The organism is Micromonospora sp. NPDC003197 (genome assembly GCF_053590565.1).
This window is the reverse complement of sequence record NZ_JBSFTE010000040.1, coordinates 1-17,819: the sequence shown is the minus strand read 5'-3', so window position 1 is coordinate 17,819 and position 17,819 is coordinate 1. Positions and strand designations below refer to the sequence as shown.

Below are 17,819 nucleotides of genomic sequence, written 5' to 3'. Positions count from 1 at the left end.
GAACTCAGGACTCCTTGACCGCGATGGTCTCGACCGTGTTGGCCACGTGCTCGAAGGCGTCGCAGGCGGCCTCCAGCTCGTCGGCGACCTCCTTCATCTTCAGCACGGTGAGCGCGTCGTACTCGCCGGAGAAGAGCCGGACCAGCAACATCCGGTAGGCCTGGTCGCCCTCGTTCTCCAGCCGGTTGCACTCGATCCAGTAGTCCTCAAGATCCTTCATCGACTTCAACCGGGGCATCGCCTCGGCAGTGAGTCGCGCCTGCTGGTCCAGTACGTTGACCAGCTCGTGCATCTCCCGGGGCAGGGAGGGCAGCTTGGTGAGGCCGTAGAGGTAGAGCAGGTTGCCGACCGCCTCCAGGTGGTCCATCACGTCGTCGAGCAGCGAGCCGAGCCGGTAGATGTCCTCCCGGTCGAACGGCGTGATGAAGGTGGAGTTGATCTTCTTGTAGAGCTCGTGGGTGATCTGGTCGCTGTCGTGCTCGACCTCGGTCAGCCGCTCGCTCACCGACTGCACGTCGACTCCGGGCAGGGCCAGCTCGTTGAGCAGCTCGGTACCCCGCACCAGGTTCTTCGCGGCCCTGGTGAAGAGCTCGTAGAAGGCGCCCTCGGTGGGGCGGAAGGAAAACTTCACGGGTCGGACCTCGTTGCGTCGGTGGACGGGGGACGGGCCATATGAGGAGCCTGCCTCGGGTGATGCTAGGGAACGCAAAAACTGCGATTCCTGCGGCCTACCCCTGGTCAAAACCGATTAACCCATCGTTCACCTAACGTTCATCTAAGCCTGCCGACCCGGTCCGCGGGACGGAAGCCGAAGATCCGACTGCCCGAATTTAAGATCATTTGAGGACGCGGCGGGGTGACTGCAGACCGGATCGCCCGCCGACGGTCAGACGGAAGGTCATAGGTCAGACAGTCGGTAGATCTGGTGCCGGTCAGGCAACCAGGGCAAGCCACTTCCGGTAGGCGCTGGCGAACGGCTCGGTGCCATCGCCCAGCGCGCCGTGCAGCCAGGCTGCTGCCGCCTCGGCCTTCTCAACGAGATCATCTGGGTAGCCGAACCGAACCCGATTCTCGGCGAACTCGTCCTCGTCGCGCAGCTCCACCACGCCGGTGTTCCGACGCCGTACCACGTCAAGATCGAGGTCGACCAGGTGGACGGTGTCCCCCTCCCACCGGGCCGGGCTGGCGATGTCGCAGTAGACCTCACTGGTCCTCGGCGGCGGGTTGAACATCCCGGTCCACCAGGCGTCGTGTGGCACCAGCAACACGAACGGGATCATCTCCACCGACGGTCGACCGTGATAGATCGACTCCGTCCCCTTGGCGACTCCGAGCCAGACGCCCAGATCGTCCTCGGCGAGTCGGCGGGCCGGGTAGTCCCGGTGCTGGGTGCCGTCGTATTTGCGGTAGACGACTCGCACCACATCACTCGGCATTCCCGCACCCTAACCGATCCCCGCCACTCCTGGCCGCCCTGAAGGAAGGGCCCCTTGTTATCGGATTCTGTATAGGAAGGGCCCCCTCCTAACGGATGAGCGCGGCCCTGTCAGGACGGCCCGGTACCGTCGCAGGGTGACCGCGCCGACCACCGCCACCAGCACCGTCAACCAGCCCCGGCCCGGGGCCGCCAAGGGTGCCCGCCGCCGCCGCGCAGACCGCCCCACCAGCAGCGAGCTGCTCACCGCCGCCGTCGGTGCGGTCCCCGGTGGCGCGGCCCGGCCAGGACAGCAGCAGATGGCCACGGCGATCGAGGAGTGCATCGCCTCCGGCGACCATCTCCTAGTACAGGCCGGCACCGGCACCGGAAAGTCCCTCGCCTACTTGGCGCCGGCACTCACCGTGGACGGCCCGGTGGTGATCTCCACCGCCACGCTGGCCCTCCAGTCGCAGCTCGTCGAGCACGACCTGCCCCGGCTGGCCGACGCCGTCGAGCCGGTACTGGGCCGCCGCCCCACGTTCGCGGTCCTGAAGGGTCGTCACCACTATCTGTGCCTGGCCCGGCTGGACAATTCCACAGAGGATGAGCCAGCGGACACCCTCTTCGAGACATCGTCACAAGGTGGTACGAAATGGCTCGGTGAGGCGGGGCGGCTGGGCAAGCAGATCCAGCGACTGCGGGACTGGGCCCTGGAGACCGAGACCGGCGACCGTGACGAACTCGACCCGGGGGTGGACGAACAGGCCTGGCGGCTGGCGTCGATGCCGGCCCGCGAGTGCGTCGGCGCGGCCCGCTGCCCGTACGGCGACGAATGCTTCGCCGAGGCGTCCCGAGCGCGCGCCCGAGAGGCGGACATCGTGGTGACCAACCACAGTCTGCTCGCCGTGGACATGCTCGCCGGCCGGCACATCGTGCCGCCGCACAAGCTGCTGGTGGTCGACGAGGCCCACGAACTGGCCGACCGGGTCTCCTCGGCCGCCCAGGCCGAACTCACCCCGGAGGCGATCGACCGGGCGGCGCGTCGGGCCCGCCCGGTGCTGCGGCCCGAGACCGCCGAGCTGCTGACCGAGGCCGGGGACGCGCTCTCGGTCGGGCTGACCGAGGCGACCGCTGGCCGGCTCGTCACCGGGCTACCGACCCCGTTGCAGGAGGCCTGCACGCTGCTCGACGCCGCCACCCGGACCGCACTCGACGAGATCGGCGACATCAAGTCCGACGACCCGGACCCGGTACGCAAGCAGCAGGCCAAGGCGGTGCTGGACGAGCTGTCCAGCACTGCCCAACGCCTACTGGAGGAGGCCGAGCACGACGTGGCCTGGGTCGAGAAGACCGAGATCGGCGGCACCGGGCGCCGGGCCCTGGTGGTCGCCCCGCTCTCCGTCGCGGGCACGCTCGCCACCCACCTGTACGACGAGCGCACCGTCGTCGCCACCTCCGCCACGCTCACCCTCGGCGGCCGGTTCGACACGGTGGCGCGGGCACTCGGGCTGGAGGCACCACCTGCGCCCGACCCGTCCCCGGCTGCGGCGGCGCTGGCCGCCTCGACCGCTGTAGGCAAAGCCGCCTCGACCGCTGCTGGCGGAGCCGCCTCGCGTACGACGAAGGCGACCCCGTCCGGGAAGGCAGCCACACGGGAGAAGGAGGCCGACCCGGGGGCCGACGAGGGGCCGGGGTGGCGGTCGCTGGATGTGGGGTCGCCGTTCGACTACGGCCGGCAGGGCATCCTGTACGTGGCGGCGCATCTGCCCCGGCCGGCCGCGTCCGGCCTGCCCGAGCCGGCCGGTGAGGAGTTGCTGGCGCTGGTCGAAGCGCTCGGTGGCCGTACCCTCGGGCTCTTCTCCTCAAGACGGGCCGCGCAGCAGGCGGCGGAGTTGCTCCGCGCCCGTACCGACCTGCCCGTGCTGCTTCAGGGTGAGGAGGCGCTGCCGTTGCTCGTCCGTCGGTTCCGGGAGGAGCGGTCGAGTTGCCTGTTCGGGGTGATGTCGCTCTGGCAGGGGGTGGATGTGCCGGGTGACTCCTGCCAACTGGTGGTCATCGACCGACTGCCCTTCCCGCGCCCGGACGAGCCGCTGGCGGCGGCGCGCTCGGCGGCGGTCGACTCGGCCGGCGGGTCCGGGTTCGCAGCGATCAGCGTGCCGATCGCCGCGATCCGACTGGCCCAGGGCGTCGGCCGGCTCATCCGTGCCACCAGCGACAAGGGTGTGGTGGCGGTACTCGACTCCCGGCTGGAGACCGCGCGCGGCTACGGGGCGTTCCTGCGCCGCTCGTTGCCGCCGTTCTGGTACACGACCCGGCCGGAGGTCGCGCGCGGCGCCCTGGAGCGGCTGGGCCGCGAGTGATCGTCACCCCCGGCGGCGACGTTCAGCTGCCGGGGGCTTTCGCAGCCACCACCACGGCGTCCGGTGGCAGGGTGGGCCGTTCCTGACCGGCGAGCCGCCGGATGGCGGTGTTGAGCACGGCGAGCAGTGGTACGGACACCAGCGCGCCGACGACTCCGGCCAGCACCACGCCCGCGGTGATCGTGATGACCACGGCGAGCGGGTGCAGTGCCACCGCGCGCCCCATGATCAGCGGCTGGAGGACGTGGCCCTCGATCTGCTGCACGCCGACCACCACGCCGAGAATGATCAGGGCGGTGACCCAACCGCTGTCGACCAACGCCACCAGTACCGCCACCGCGCCCGAGAGGGTGGCCCCGACGATCGGGATGAATGCGCCGAGGAAGACCAGCGCGGCGAGCGGAAGGGCGAATGGAATGTCGAAGGCGACCAGGAAGACGCCGATTCCGACCGCGTCGATGAAGGCGACGAGCACGGTGGCTCGGACGTAGGCGACCAGGGTCTCCCAGGACGCCTTGCCCGCCTCGTGCACCCGCCAGCGGGCGACGGAGGGAAGCAGTCGGACCAGGAAGCTCCAGATCCGGCCGCCGTCACGCAGGAAGAAGAAGGTGGCGAAGAGCACCAGCAGCGAGCCGGTGAGCACCTCGAAGACGGTGGTGGCGGTGGAGACGGCCCCGCTGGTCAATGACTGGGTGTTCTCGTCCACCCACTTCTGCCCCTGGTCGATGTACTGGTTCAGCTGCCCGTCCGACAGGTGCAGGGGGCCGGTCTTGAGCCAGTCCTGGATCTGCCGTACGCCCGTGGTGGCGTCCTTGCTCAGCGCCGGGACGCCCCGGATGAACTCGTTGACCACGAGGGTGAGCGTGCCGATCACTGCGGCGAGCCCGGTGACCAGCACCAGCGCCGTGGCCAGTGACCGGGGGAAGCGGGCGCGCAGCAGCCAACCCACCGCCGGGGCGAGCAGGGCGGAGAGAAGCATGGCGATGGCCAGCGGGATCACGACGATCCGAATGGTCCCGATCACCTCGATCAGCGCCCAGCCGACGACACCGATCACCCCCACCCGCCAGGCCCAGGCGGCTGCGATACGCAGGCCGTGGGGCACGTCGGCGTCGTCCCGGCTGGACGTGGAGGGGTGGACCTCGGCCGGCGGCTCCGCATCGACGGGCGATGTCTCCGCTGCCCCGAGGGTGGCCGGCAACGGACCATCGGTGGAAGATGCACCGATTTGGCGGCGGGACTGGGCGGCATTCTGCACTGAGCCGCGACTCGACTGGTACGCGCGGCGGACTTTCGCCCACAGCTGTGCGAAGCGGCTCAAGTGCACCTCCTGGCTGATAGCGGCCTTCCTACGTTAACTGGGCAGCGCCAATCCGACCGGAATTGGCCAACCCTGACTTCTCCCCGACATTGCCCCCCGGGGTGCCGACGTAATCGCTCCCGTTTGACGGATGTGGGTAACCACCGCATCGACCCGTACCGCAGGTGGGGTAACCGCCGCTTGATCGGACCGCGATCGGACCATCATCGGGGCCACACGGTAGCGTCTCGGGACGTGACCGCCGATTCAAGCCATGACGCTGGCCTGCCCATCCGCATGTTGCACGACCGTGTCCTGGTCCAGCTCGAAGGTAACGAGGGCGAGCGTCGCTCCACCGCAGGCATCGTCATTCCGGCAACCGCATCGATGGGTCGCCGGCTGTCCTGGGCATCGGCGGTCGGGGTGGGCCCGAACGTACGCTCCATCGTGGTCGGCGACCGGGTGCTCTTCGACCCGGACGACCGCTCGGAGGTCGAGCTGCACGGTCGGGCGTACGTCATGCTTCGGGAGCGGGACGTGCACGCGGTGGCCGCCGCCCGCGTCGAGCCGGACTCCACCGGCCTGTACCTCTGACCGGCCGCTACCGCTGACCGGTTTACCTACCGGCCACCTACTGGCCCCGCTCGTCAGCGGCCGGACTGGTTGGCGGGGGCGCGCCGTGGTACGGCGGACCGTACGCCCCGGCCGGCGGCTGGTAACCACCCGGGGAGACCGGGGGCTGGTAGCCACCCGAGAAGGCCGGTGGCCGGTAACCGCCTGGGAAGGCCGGCATGGGCTGTGGTGCCAGCACCACCGGCACCGGGACCACCGGCTCCTCCGGGGCGTTCACCGGACGCCTGACGCCATCCGGAAAGACCAGGTGGTAACGGACACCGTCCCAGATGCCGGCCGGCGTCTGCGGGTCACGCCCGACGAAGACCTGTCGACAGGCGGAGATCTCGGTCAGCAACTGCCGCTCCTCCTGAAGGCTCCGGGCAAGCGCGGTCGGGTTGCTGTCCAGCCCTCGTCGTAGCCCGTCGCGGAGCAGGGCCAGTCGGGTCGCGGCAAGCTGGTAACTCTGCATCGCCTTCTCGCCGGCGTCCCCGGCGACCCGGCGGGCCCACCGTCGAGCCGAGTACCGCCGACCGAGGCTGGCCAGCGAGGCGACCTCAGGTGGGGTGAGCCAGCCGGCCTGGACGTAGTCGGGCAGGGTGCGTTCGACGAGTCGTCCCTCCCAACCGCGCAGCCAGATGGCCAGCCCGACCATGCCGAAGAAGATCGGCACCATCACCCCGATGTATCCGTAGAGCAGGATCAGCGCCTCGCCGGTCGCCTGGACCAGCGACGGCACGAGGTTCCAGGTGCCGTGCAGCATCATCGCCAGCAGCAGCCCGGCCACCGGGGCGAGGATCCGGACCCGGCGGTCGGCCGACCGGGCGGCGATGCCCAGTCCGACCCCGGCCATCGAGGTGAAGAGCGGATGGGCAAAACCGGACAACAGGATCCGCATGATGAAGATGAGGAAGACCTGTTGCGCTCCGCTGGCCGGACCGTACTGTTCGGCACCGGCTGCGTAACCGTGGCCGCCGAGGTAGAGGATGTTCTCCACCATCGCGAACCCGACCGCCGAAAGTCCACAGTAGACGAGCCCGTCGGTGATGCCGGACCATTCGCGCCGCCGGAAGATCAGCAGCAGAATCGGGCCGAGGGTCTTGGTCAGCTCCTCGATGAACGGGGCGACCAGCACCGCCACCAGCGCGTCCGGCAGTCCCCAGTCGGAGAAGAGACTCGCCGCCCAGCCGTTGACGTTCAACGACGCGGCGGTGGAGACGAACGCACCCCACGCGAAGCAGAAGACGAGGTACTTCATCGGCTCGGGTTCGTACCGGTCGAGCCAGAGGAAACAGGCCACCAGCACCGGAACCGGGAGAATCGCCGCAGCCAGGCCGACCAGCAGCGCGGTGGCCCCGAGGCTCTCGCCAAGCTCGAAGAGCATGTAGACGGCACAACCGGCGATGAACAGGATCGCGCCGACCATGACCAGGACCCGCCGCCAGTTCAGCCCACTTTGGGGTGCCTTCACCACCACCGGGCCGGTCGCCGGCTGTGGTGCGGCCGGCGGATACGTCAGACCGGCGGGTGACGGTGGCGGCGACGACGGGTGCGAGGCACCGCCGGGCGGGGTGTCGGCCATGCGGTCAGCGTAGCCACCCACAACCGGGTTTCTGGCGCGCATCCATGCCCGCTATGCTCCGAGACAGGTCACGAGTGCCAGCGACCAACGACCACCGCCCCTAGGCCCATCGCCTATCGGCCGGTGGCCGAAGCCCCGGCTTGCTGGCCGGCAACCCTCCTAGAGGTTCGCGGTGGGGTGCCCCGGGTGATGACCGGGCCCAGCCCGATCCGTGTGCTGGGCAAGCGCGGACCCCGTCCCCTGTGCACCCGGGGTCCCTGGATTGCCGAAGGGTCACCCCGATGCGTACTTCTCGTTCCCCACTGCCCGCTGTGTCCGTACCGTGGACGGCACCGCGCCGCCGCCCCGGCCGAACCGGCCCGAAGGCCCCCGCCCGACCCGGCGCGCTCGGCGTCCTCGGGGTAGCCGGTCAGATCAACCTCGACTACGCGGCCACCGCGCCGTGCGCGCAGGTCGCGGCCGATGCGGTGACCGAACTGCTCCCCTGGTACGCCAGCGTGCATCGGGGCGCTGGTGCGCTGTCGCAACGCTGCACCCTGGCCTACGAGCGGGCCCGGCAGACCGTGGCCGACTTTCTCGGTGCCCGCCCCGACGACCACGTCGTCTTCACCCGTAACACCACCGACGCGCTGAACCTGCTGGCCCGGGCGCTGCCCGCCGGGACCCGCGTGGTCACCTTCGATGGCGAGCACCACGCCAACCTGCTGCCCTGGCCCACCGGCACGGTACGGCTACCGGTGCCCGCGTCCCGGGGAGCCGCCGTACGGGCGCTGGACGCCGCACTGCGCGAACTGCGCCGGGGCACGGACGGCAAGACGCCGATCCTGGTCGCGGTGACCGGGGCCAGCAACGTCACCGGAGAATGCTGGCCGGTGACCGACCTGGCCCTGGTCGCCCGGCGACACGGGGCGCGGATCGCGGTGGACGCGGCCCAACTCGCCCCACACGTACCGGTGAGTGTCAGTGACCTCGAAGTGGACTACCTAGCGATATCCGGACACAAGCTCTACGCACCGTTCGGTGCCGGTGTACTGGTGGGACGGGCGGACTGGTTGGACACCGCGCCGCCGTACCTGGCTGGTGGTGGGGCCACGGCACACGTCGGTGCCGCGACCCACGACGTACGGTGGACCACCGGTCCGGGCCGGCACGAAGCCGGCACCCCCAACCTGCTCGGCGCGGTCGCCCTGGCCGCCGTCTGCGCTGCCCTCGACACGGCGGACCGGGCGGCGCTCTGCGCCAACGAGCAGGCCCTGCTCAGCCGGCTGCGCAGTGGTCTCAGTGTCCTGCCCGGTGTGGTGGAGTTGAGCACCTTCGCCCCCGACTCGCCCCGGGTGGGCATCGTGTCCTTCGTGGTCGCCGGTCGGGACTCCGCCAAGGTGGCCGCCGTGCTCGCCAACAAGCACGGCATCGGGGTACGGGACGGCCTCTTCTGCGCCCACCCGCTGGCCCGGCGACTCCTGGCCGAAGCGTCGGCCCGGAGCGGTCGCAGCGACCTGCCACCGACCGCGCTGCGGGCCAGCATCGGCCTGGGCAGCACCATCGAAGACGTCGACCGGCTGCTCGACGCGCTGCCCACGGTCGGCTGATCCGCACCGCGCAACTGGTGGTCGGCAACGTTGCCGGGGCAGGACTCTCAGATGTCCTCGGCGTGGCTGTGCGGGGACATTTCCGCTGTCGTCCGGGAAGCGTTGCCGATCGCCTGGCGCACCAACTGGTTGGCCTCGGACCGCTCCAGGCCGGTAGCCCGGAGCAGGTCACTGGCGGTGGTTCGGACCTGCGCCACCACCACGCTGCCGGAGAAGCCGACCCCGTCGTCATAGGCCCGGCCCGCCTCGCTGACGGCGCGTAGCGCCAACTCCCGGGTCGCCTCGGGTCTGGCGCCCCGTCCCAACTCCTTGATCAGTTGATGCACGGTGTCGGCGAGGTTGGACACCGCCAGCGGCAAGGTCGGCGGCACCGGTTCGCCGTCCTCCAGCACGGTGACCGCCCGCCGCACCAGGGTGCCGCTGTTGTGCACCGCGTGGTTGAGAAACTCGGCACTCTCCACGTATCGCACCAGGGCACTGCGCCGGTGCCAGCGGATCGGGGAAAGGAGTACGGTCTCCCGACCGCCTTCCAGTGCGTCCTGCAACTCGTCCATCCGTTCCTCGACCTCATGGAGGCAGTCCAGGGCGTGCTGTGCCTGCTTGGCATCCCCGGCGGAGAGCGCATCCGCCGTCGACGAGAGCTGTTTGGTCAGGATGTCGAGAGCGCGCCGCGCGGTCTTGTCCACCAGCCGTAACGGATTGGTCGGCAGTAACACCGCCACCACCAGCAACCCGACGATCCCGCCCACCAGGGCGTCGATGACCCGGGGAAACTCCAGGTTCCGGACGGTCGGGCTGAGCGTGGCGATCAGCACGCCGGTGGCCGCCGCCTGGGTCACCACGGCGGGACCGCCACCGAGGGCGATCGAGACGATGATGGAGAGCCCGACGATGAGGCCAAGTTGCCACGGCCCGGTACCGATGGCGATCAGCAGTCCGTCCCCGATGGCGATGCCCAGCGCCACCCCGACGATCAGTTCGAAGGTCCGGCGCAGCCGCTGGCCGAGTGAGGAGGCGATGGTGCCGACCGCCGCGATCGGGGCGAAGACCGGTTCCGGATTGCCCAGCAGCTCATGGGCGACGGTCCAGGCGAGTGCAGCGGCGAGGGCTGCCTGCGCGGCGAGGCCCAGGTTGATCCGTACCCGGTAGACCCGGTCCTCCATTGTCAGCTTGGACCTGTGACGCAGCTGCGTCACGGCCTCGGAGATCCGGTGAGCGTCGGTGTCGAGCGCCACTCCGTCTATGTGCAGTTTGCTCGACTTATCCTTCCGCTCGGCCATGACCGGGACTACCCGCCCTAAGCCGGCTGAATCGTCATCCACGCCTACCCCGCCTCACCAGCGGGACCGCATCGGCGATGGCCGACGCGGAATCTGCCGGATAGCCTCTTCAGGCGTGACTGGTACCCCTCTGCTCGACGATCTCCGGGCCGCCCTCGGCGACGGCGGCGTGCTGACCGATCCTGACCTGCTCCGCGGCCACCAGCGGGACGAGGCCGACCTCTGCGCGGCCGGAATGCCGGCCGTGGTCACCCGCCCCCGCAACACCGCCGAGGTCGTCGCCGTGGTCCAGGCCGCCGCCCGGTACGGGGTTCCGGTGGTGCCGCAGGGGGCCCGGACCGGGTTGGCTGGTGCCGCCAACGCCGTCGACGGGGCGGTGATCATCTCCACCGCCGCGATGGCCGAGATCCTGGAGATCGACCCGGTCAACCGGATCGCTGTAGTACAGCCGGGCGTGGTCAACGCCGTACTGGCGGCCGAGGTGGGCAAGCTCGGTCTGCGCTACCCGCCCGACCCGGGCTCCTGGGAGTCGTCCACCATCGGCGGGAACGTCTCCACCAACGCGGGTGGTATGTGCTGCGTCAAGTACGGCGTGACCACCGAGTACGTGCTCGGGCTGGAGGTGGTGCTCGCCTCCGGTGAGGTGCTGCGCACCGGCCGTCGTACCGCCAAGGGGGTCGCCGGCTACGACCTGACCCGGCTCTTCGTCGGCTCGGAGGGCACCCTCGGGGTGATCACCGAGATCACCGTCGCCCTGCGGCCCGCCCCGGAGGAGTCACTGACCCTGGTCGCGGTCTTCCCGTCCACGGCGGCGGCTGGGGCGGCGGTGGCCGAGATCTCTGCCCAGGGCCTCACCCCCAGTCTGCTGGAGTTGCTGGACCAGACCCACCTGCAGGCCATCGAGGCACACCAGCCGATGGGGCTGCGTACGGATGCCCGTGCGCTGCTGCTCGCCGCGTCCGACACCGGCCCCCGGGCCGCGGCCGACCTGGAACGACTGGCCGAGGTGTGCACGGCGGCCGGGGCGGACGAGGTGTTCGCGGCAACCGACCAGATCGAGGCCGCCGCGTTGTTGCAGGCCCGGCGGATGGCCCATCCGGCGATGGAGCGGTTCGCCGCCGAGGCGTTCCCTGCCGGCAACGGCGGACTGATCATCGACGATGTGGCGGTTCCTCGGGGCTCGCTGGCCGCGCTGCTCGACGGGGTGGAGCGCATCGCCGAGGAGTGCGGCGTGGCGATCGGGGTGGTGGGGCACGCCGGGGACGGCAACATGCACCCGAACATCGTGGTGGACAGGGCCGACCCGGCCAGCGTCGAGCGAGGTCGGCGGGCCTTCGACGAGATCATGGGCCTCGCGCTCGCGATGGGCGGCACCTGCACCGGCGAGCACGGGGTGGGCCTGCTCAAGCGGGAGTGGTTGGCCCAGGAGATCGGCCCGGTGGGGGTACGCGTGCACCAGGCGATCAAGGCGGCGCTGGATCCGACCGGCCTGTTCAACCCGGGCAAGATTCTCTAATCGGCGCTGGCCGGGCTGGGCTCGGTCCGGGCTGGGCTGGGCTCGTCGAACGGCTACAGGGCGGTGGCGTCCTCCAGCAGCCGGACCACCGAGCCGGCGGTCTTTGGGGCGTCGCCGCAATCCAGCCAGGAGACCGTCGACGACCCAGTGGTCAGGGTGTAGGAGAAGCCGTCCGCGCAGGCGGGTGGGCCGGGCTTGCGGGCCGCCTCGGCGGCCAGGGCCGGGTCGCCGAGCAGCGTACGCAGTTGTGTCTGTTGCGCGGCGGTGAGCGTACCGGTCTCCACGTCCCGGTCGTTCGGGCGATCGTGATAGGTCCACCTACCGTCGCTGCCCACGGTCAGGGACTGCCAGACTCCGGCGAAGCCGCCGGTACGGACGATGGTGACCGCACCGCCACCGGCCGGTGGCTGCCCTGGCGACGCCCCGGCCGGTGGCTGGCCGGGTGAGGTCCCGGCCGGCCCGGACGGGGACCCCGTTGACGGCTCAGGGGTCAGGGTGGAACCACCCGGCATCGGCAACCCCTGCCCCGGCGGGGTCGGTGTCTGGCCTGCCGTGCACCCCGCCGCGGCAAGCGCCACCAGCGTTCCAGTGACGAACAGGGGCAGGACGTATCGCCCACGATGAATACCCATCCGCCCACCGTACGGCAATCCACGGACAACGCGGTGCCGGAGCAGCGGTTGGCGGAGCGGCCTCAGTGCCGCTGCCCCTCGGTCGCCCCCTCCTCGGCCCCCCGGTCGGCGGCGAAGCCCCGGACATCCTGGGCACCGAGTCGAGCTGCATCCGCAGTGGCATCGTCGGGCATCTGCTGCGACTGCCGTTCCGCCGCCACCCGAGCCAGGTAGTGCTCAACCTCCCGGGCCCGTACGGCGTCGTCCCAGCCCAGCACCGCACCCATGATCTCGGCTGCGTGTTCGGCCGACTCGGCGCCCCGGTGCGTGGTCTCGAACGAGATCCGGGTACGCCGGGTCAGCACGTCGTCCAGGTGCAGCGCCCCTTCGGCCCGGGCCGCGTACGCGATCTCGGCGGCCAGGTATTCCGGTGCGCCGGCCAGCGGCGATGCCAGCAGCGGTTCGGCCGCGATCAGGTCCAGCAACTCCACGGTGAGGGTGCCGTAGCGTTCCAGCAGGTGTTCCACCACGCCGACCGGCGTGCCGTGCCGGCGGGCCAGGTCGGCCCGGTCCCGCCACATCGTGGCGTAGCCGTCCGCCCCCAGCAGCGGCAGGTCGGCGGTACGCGACGGGCGGCCCCCGCCGAGCCGCCGCACCGCCTGGTCCACCACGTCGGCGGCCATCACCCGATAGGTGGTGTACTTTCCGCCGGCCACCAGCAGCAGGCCGAGCATCGGCTCGAAGACGGCGTGCTCACGGGAGAGCTTGGAGGTCGAGTCGGCCTCACCGGCGAGCAGTGGACGCAGGCCGGCGTACACCCCCTCGATGTCCGATGTGGACAACGGCCGTTCGAGGACCGGGTTGACCTGGTTCAACAGGTATTCGATGTCCTGGGCCGAGGCCGCCGGATGGGACCGGTCGAGCTGCCAGTCGGTGTCCGTAGTGCCGATGATCCAGTGCCCGCCCCACGGAATGACGAAGAGCACCGACGTCGGCGTACGCAGGATCAGCCCCGCCTCGCCACTGATCGCCGAGCGGGGCACCACCAGGTGCACCCCCTTGGACGCCCGTACCCGCAGGCCGGGGCGGAGCCCCACGTCGTTGAGCATCCGCGACATGTCGTCGGTCCAGACACCGGTGGCGGCGATCACCGTACGGGCGCGTACCTCGAACTCGGCGTCGGGCGAGCCCGGACGGGCCTCCATGTCGCGGACCCGTACCCCGGTCACCTCGCGGGCCTGGCGCAGCAGGCCGACCGCGCGGGCGCTGGTCACCACGGTCGCGCCGAGGCTCGCCGCGGTACGCGCCAGGGTCACCACCAGCCGAGCGTCGTCGACCTGACCGTCGTAGTAGCGGATCGCCCCGGCAAGCGCGTCCGGCCGCAGACCCGGGAAGACGCGCCGAGTCCCCTCACGGCTCAGGTGGCGATGCAGCGGCATGCCCCGCCCACCGCCGAAGACCCCGGCGAACGCGTCGTACGCCGCCACCCCGGCACCGTAGTAGGAACGCTGCCAGGCCCGGGCCGCCAACCCGGACGCCCCGGCGTGGGCGGGCAACGGCACCAGGATCGGCACCGGGCGGACCAGGTGCGGGGCGAGCCGGGTGGCCAGCAGACCACGCTCGGTGAGCGCCTCGTGCACCAGCCCAAGCTCCAACTGCTCCAGATAGCGCAGCCCGCCATGGATCAGTTTGCTGGACCGGCTGGACGTACCAGCGGCGTAGTCACGTGCCTCGACCAGGGCAACCTTCAGGCCCCGCGAGGCGGCGTCCAGAGCTGCACCGGCACCGGTAACCCCGCCGCCGATGACGAGCACGTCGAAGCGCTCGCTGCGCAGCCGCCGTAGATCGGCTGTGCGTCGGGTCGGGGAAAGCTGGCCAGCGACGTACCGGGAGACGTTGGGGTCACGCACCCCTCCACGGTAGCCCGCCGGGCATCCGATGGTGCAGCGTGCTCCGGACGTCGGCAGCTCCACGCCCCCGGTCCCGACCCAGTCGAGCCGGTGCCGCCACCCGTTTCACATATATTCTCGTCAGTGGCGCGGACGTGGCACCATACCCGTGTCGTCCACAGCTTGGCAGGCCTGGCCGACGGAGACATTCACCTGGATGGCCGGGCGGACAGGGGTGGCGATGCCGGATATCACACCGCTGAGTTCGCACGATCCCCGGTCGGTCGGGCCATATCGGCTGCTCGGCCGGTTGGGTGTGGGGGGACAGGGCGTCGTCTACCTGGGGCAGGACGGTACGGGGCAGCGCGTCGCGGTCAAGGTAATCAACAACCTGAGCCCGGACCCCCGAGCCAAGTCACGGTTCGCCAGGGAGATCGCCGCCGCCCGGCGGGTCGCGTCCTTCTGCACCGCGCAGATCCTCTTCGCCGAGGTGGACGGGGACTCGCCCTATGTGGTCAGCGAGTTCATCCAGGGCCCCACCCTGCATCGGCACGTCCGGGAGCAGGGCCCCATCGCCGGGAACGCATTGCACCGATTGGCCGTCGGCATCGCCACCGCACTCACCACGATCCACCGGTCGGACGTGATCCACTGCGATCTGAAACCGGACAACGTCATTCTCGGCGCGGACGGTCCACGGGTCATCGACTTCGGCATCGCCCGGGCTCTCGACCTCACCGAGACGATGACCAAGCAGATCATGGGCACTGCGGCCTACATGGCTCCGGAGCGGTTCCGCAACCACGACGTCGGCCCCGCGAGTGACGTGTTCGCCTGGGCGGCGACCATCGCGTACGCGGCATCCGGCCGACCGCCATTCGGCAACGACTCGATCAGTGCCGTGATGCAACGGGTGCTCTACGATCCGCCCGACCTGCCCGGGCTACCCGATTCGCTCCACGAACTGATCCGGGAGTGCCTGCACAAGGACCAGGGGGCCCGCCCCACCGCCGAGCAGGTTCTGCTGCGGCTGCTCGGATACACCGCCCGGCCCGCGACGGCCATGCCACTTGAGGCTGTCCTACGGGAAGGCAACGTACGGGCCACCGCGCCGGTGCCCGCCTACCCGCCGGCCGACCAACCGGCGCACACCACCCCAGCCCCGACCGCGCCAGCCTCGATGCCGGCGCACACCACCCCAGCCTCGACCGCGCCAGCCTCGGCGCAGACCGTACCGACCCCGAGCGGCCCAGCCCCGACCCTGATGCCACCCAGCTGGACCCAACCGGAGCCCGTACGACGAAACACCTGGTCCCGGCGGTTGCGCCGGGAGTACGCGGACGGCTGGGGCATCTCGACCGCGATCTTCCTCGGCATGGTCGGGACGGCGGCCGGCTACGCCGCCTCCGTTGAGGTCGGCACCGCAGCGATCGCCGGTGTCGTGACGTTCGTCGTCGTCTACGGGGTGCGTGTCCTGGTCGCCACCGCGTTGGGAGACCGACCCGAAGCAGATCCCGGGGTCCGGCCCGAAGCGGGTTCCACCGGTACCCCTTCGACCACCCAGCGAACCACCTCCACGCCGCCGTCCACCTCACGCCCCTGATTCGCGGCAGGGATGACCGTGTCCGTTTTCCCGACGCCTACCTAGTGGAGGTTCGATGGTTTTTGGCGGAGTAGCCACCCGATCCTGGCTGCCGTACACGGTGGCTGTGGTCGCCGGGCTCGGAGTCATCGCCGCGACCTATCTGGTCGTCCGGCCGGATGCGCCCGGATGCGTTCCGCTGGTGGTCAGTTCTTCCTCGGAGAAGAGCTCACTGATCAGCGAGATCGCCGAGGACTACAACAGCCAGGACCGACGCTTCGGGGGGCATTGCGCCGCCGTGACAGTGCGGGGCCTCAACTCGGGCGAGGCGATGGAGGCGCTGGCGGCCGGGTGGAAGAAGGACGGCACGGAGTTGGAAGGCAGACCGCAGGTCTGGCTGCCGACCTCCACCCTCTGGACCGAGCAGTTGACCCTGCGGAACCCGGACGCCCTTCCGCTCGGCAGTCATCCGTCGATCGCGAACAGCCCGCTGGTCATCGCCATCCCGAAGGAACAGGGTGCCGCTCTCCAGAAACACAACGGCGAGTTCGGGTGGGGAGACATCCTTGGCATGTCCCACCAGGAGGGCTGGGCCACCTTCGGGCACCCCGAGTGGGGAAAGTTCGCCTTCAGCAAGGACAACCCGACCCTGTCCACCTCTGGGCTGGCAGCCACCATCGCGACCTACTACGCGGCGACCAAGAAGACCCGTGGCCTGACCGAGATCGACCTGAACAGACCTGAGGTCACCCAGTTCGTCCGGGGCATCGAGGCCAACGTCTCGCACTACACCGACGACGTGGTCGACCTGCTCAGGCGTCGCGCCGAGGCGGACCTGTCGCGCGGCGACGACACCACCGGGGCCGACATCAGCGCCATGGTGATGCAGGAGTCGCTGGTCTACCTGTACAACAAGGGAAAACTGAGCCCGGAGGGGGTGCCGCCCAGGATGCCGCTGGCCGTACTCCACCCCCGGGAGGGCACATACCAGCTCAACCACCCGTACGTGGTGCTGCCAGGGCTCAGCGAGGAGCAGCGGCTGGCCGCTGGCGATTTCCTGAAGTTCCTACAGGAGGAACGGCAGCAGAAGGTTGTCCGCGACAGCGGACTCCGTGATCGGAACGGCAACGCTTCGGCGGATGTCATCAAATCGATGGAAGCGTACGGTGCCCCGGCGCGGGCCTACTTCGCCGAGCCGGACCCCGCCGTGGTGAACGCGATCCTGGAAAACTGGAAGAAGCTCAGCAAGAAGGCGAACATCATCTTCGCCATCGACACCTCTGGTTCGATGAAGGACCCCAACAACCCGTACCGGTTGCAGAAGGCGACCGAAGCCGCAGCGAAGGGACTCGCCCTGTTGGGTGCCGAGGACCGGGTCGCACTGTGGTCGTTCTCGTCCAGCCAGCACCCGAGGGCAAGGGCACCGTACAGCGAGCGGATACCGCTCTCGAAGTTCGACCACGGGATCTTCTCCGGCAAACTCGCTGAGCTGCGGGCCGAGGGCGATACCGCGCTCTACACGACGGTGCGAGCCGCCCACCAGCAGCTGCTCAAAAAGTACGATCCCAATCGGATCAACGCGGTTGTGGTGTTGACCGACGGCGAGAACACGGACCCGGTCGACAACAACCTTGCCGCATTGCTCCGGGACATCAGGCTGGACCCGGAGCGGCCAGTGAAGGTCTTTTGCATCGCCTTCGACAAGGACTCCGATCTAGCCGCTTTGGACAAGATCGCGAAGGCATCGGGAGGCAAGGCGTTCAACGCTCAGAACCCGGACAAAATCGACGAGGTGTTCGAGTTGGTGGTCCGCAGCTTCGGCGCCGGCTAACCGCCGTCCTGCTTCTTGACGAGAACAGCTGACCATCCTCCGGGTCTGCCGAATCGCACCATCCGGGATAAGGAGTTGCAGCCGGCCGGGCCAGATCCGGGCTGGATCGATGGCGGGATGCGGTGCTCCGGCGCTCCCCAGCGCTCCGCCGCTGGCTAGACGAGTAGTTCCGATGTCAGGGGTCGATGTCTGGGCATGAAGAGAGGGCGTCCAAGATCGTGTTGTGACGCAAGACCTGGACACCCTCTTG

At 69.8% G+C, this 17,819-nt stretch carries 13 protein-coding genes and 1 riboswitch; of the genes, 6 read left to right on the top strand and 7 right to left on the bottom strand.

The window, feature by feature from the left end; translation table 11 throughout:
* Positions 1-4: 4 nt before the first annotated feature.
* Together ACWDV4_RS29100 and ACWDV4_RS29095 are read right to left on the bottom strand one after the other, a co-directional pair.
* A complete protein-coding gene (locus ACWDV4_RS29100; protein WP_184535536.1) occupies positions 5-631 on the bottom strand; it encodes a DUF47 domain-containing protein in 627 nt (208 codons plus the stop codon).
* 301 nt (positions 632-932) lie between these two features.
* A complete protein-coding gene (locus tag ACWDV4_RS29095) occupies positions 933-1,436 on the bottom strand; it encodes a DUF402 domain-containing protein (RefSeq protein ID WP_449985227.1) in 504 nt (167 codons plus the stop codon).
* A gap of 238 nt (positions 1,437-1,674) precedes the next feature.
* Here ACWDV4_RS29095 and ACWDV4_RS29090 point away from each other — a divergent pair, with 238 nt between their 5' ends.
* Positions 1,675-3,777 carry an ATP-dependent DNA helicase gene (locus ACWDV4_RS29090; protein WP_449985310.1) on the top strand — a complete coding sequence of 701 codons (2,103 nt, stop codon included), beginning with the start codon at positions 1,675-1,677 and terminating at the stop codon, positions 3,775-3,777.
* A gap of 22 nt (positions 3,778-3,799) precedes the next feature.
* Here the strand turns inward: ACWDV4_RS29090 and ACWDV4_RS29085 are convergent, their stop codons facing one another.
* Entirely contained in the window at positions 3,800-5,116 is a 1,317-nt protein-coding gene (locus tag ACWDV4_RS29085) for an AI-2E family transporter (protein ID WP_449985308.1), read from the bottom strand.
* Between the two features lie 258 nt (positions 5,117-5,374).
* Here ACWDV4_RS29085 and ACWDV4_RS29080 point away from each other — a divergent pair, with 258 nt between their 5' ends.
* A complete protein-coding gene (locus ACWDV4_RS29080) occupies positions 5,375-5,671 on the top strand; it encodes a GroES family chaperonin (protein ID WP_449985305.1) in 297 nt (98 codons plus the stop codon).
* 37 nt (positions 5,672-5,708) lie between these two features.
* Here the strand turns inward: ACWDV4_RS29080 and ACWDV4_RS29075 are convergent, their stop codons facing one another.
* Positions 5,709-7,313, bottom strand: coding sequence for a PrsW family glutamic-type intramembrane protease (locus tag ACWDV4_RS29075; RefSeq protein WP_449985224.1), 1,605 nt, complete (start codon positions 7,311-7,313; stop codon positions 5,709-5,711).
* Between the two features lie 24 nt (positions 7,314-7,337).
* A riboswitch (SAM riboswitch) is annotated at positions 7,338-7,504 on the top strand.
* Positions 7,505-7,552: 48 nt separating this feature from the next.
* Between ACWDV4_RS29075 and ACWDV4_RS29070 the strand changes: the two genes are divergently transcribed.
* Positions 7,553-8,860, top strand: a complete 1,308-nt coding sequence (locus ACWDV4_RS29070; RefSeq protein WP_449985221.1) for an aminotransferase class V-fold PLP-dependent enzyme — start codon at positions 7,553-7,555, stop codon at positions 8,858-8,860.
* 47 nt (positions 8,861-8,907) lie between these two features.
* Here the strand turns inward: ACWDV4_RS29070 and ACWDV4_RS29065 are convergent, their stop codons facing one another.
* Positions 8,908-10,140: an FUSC family protein gene (locus ACWDV4_RS29065; RefSeq protein WP_449985218.1), complete on the bottom strand. Its 1,233-nt coding sequence runs from the start codon at positions 10,138-10,140 to the stop codon at positions 8,908-8,910.
* Between the two features lie 115 nt (positions 10,141-10,255).
* Here ACWDV4_RS29065 and ACWDV4_RS29060 point away from each other — a divergent pair, with 115 nt between their 5' ends.
* The gene (locus ACWDV4_RS29060; protein WP_449985216.1) at positions 10,256-11,656 is read left to right on the top strand and encodes an FAD-binding oxidoreductase; all 1,401 of its coding nucleotides are present in this window, start codon (positions 10,256-10,258) and stop codon (positions 11,654-11,656) included.
* Between the two features lie 53 nt (positions 11,657-11,709).
* Here the strand turns inward: ACWDV4_RS29060 and ACWDV4_RS29055 are convergent, their stop codons facing one another.
* Entirely contained in the window at positions 11,710-12,288 is a 579-nt protein-coding gene (locus tag ACWDV4_RS29055; protein WP_449985213.1) for a protealysin inhibitor emfourin, read from the bottom strand.
* A gap of 62 nt (positions 12,289-12,350) precedes the next feature.
* Positions 12,351-14,177: a glycerol-3-phosphate dehydrogenase/oxidase gene (locus ACWDV4_RS29050; protein ID WP_449985211.1), complete on the bottom strand. Its 1,827-nt coding sequence runs from the start codon at positions 14,175-14,177 to the stop codon at positions 12,351-12,353.
* Positions 14,178-14,373: 196 nt separating this feature from the next.
* Between ACWDV4_RS29050 and ACWDV4_RS29045 the strand changes: the two genes are divergently transcribed.
* Both ACWDV4_RS29045 and ACWDV4_RS29040 read left to right on the top strand, forming a co-directional pair.
* Positions 14,374-15,759, top strand: a complete 1,386-nt coding sequence (locus tag ACWDV4_RS29045) for a protein kinase domain-containing protein (protein ID WP_449985209.1) — start codon at positions 14,374-14,376, stop codon at positions 15,757-15,759.
* 55 nt (positions 15,760-15,814) lie between these two features.
* Entirely contained in the window at positions 15,815-17,569 is a 1,755-nt protein-coding gene (locus ACWDV4_RS29040) for a VWA domain-containing protein (RefSeq protein WP_449985206.1), read from the top strand.
* Positions 17,570-17,819: the final 250 nt, after the last annotated feature.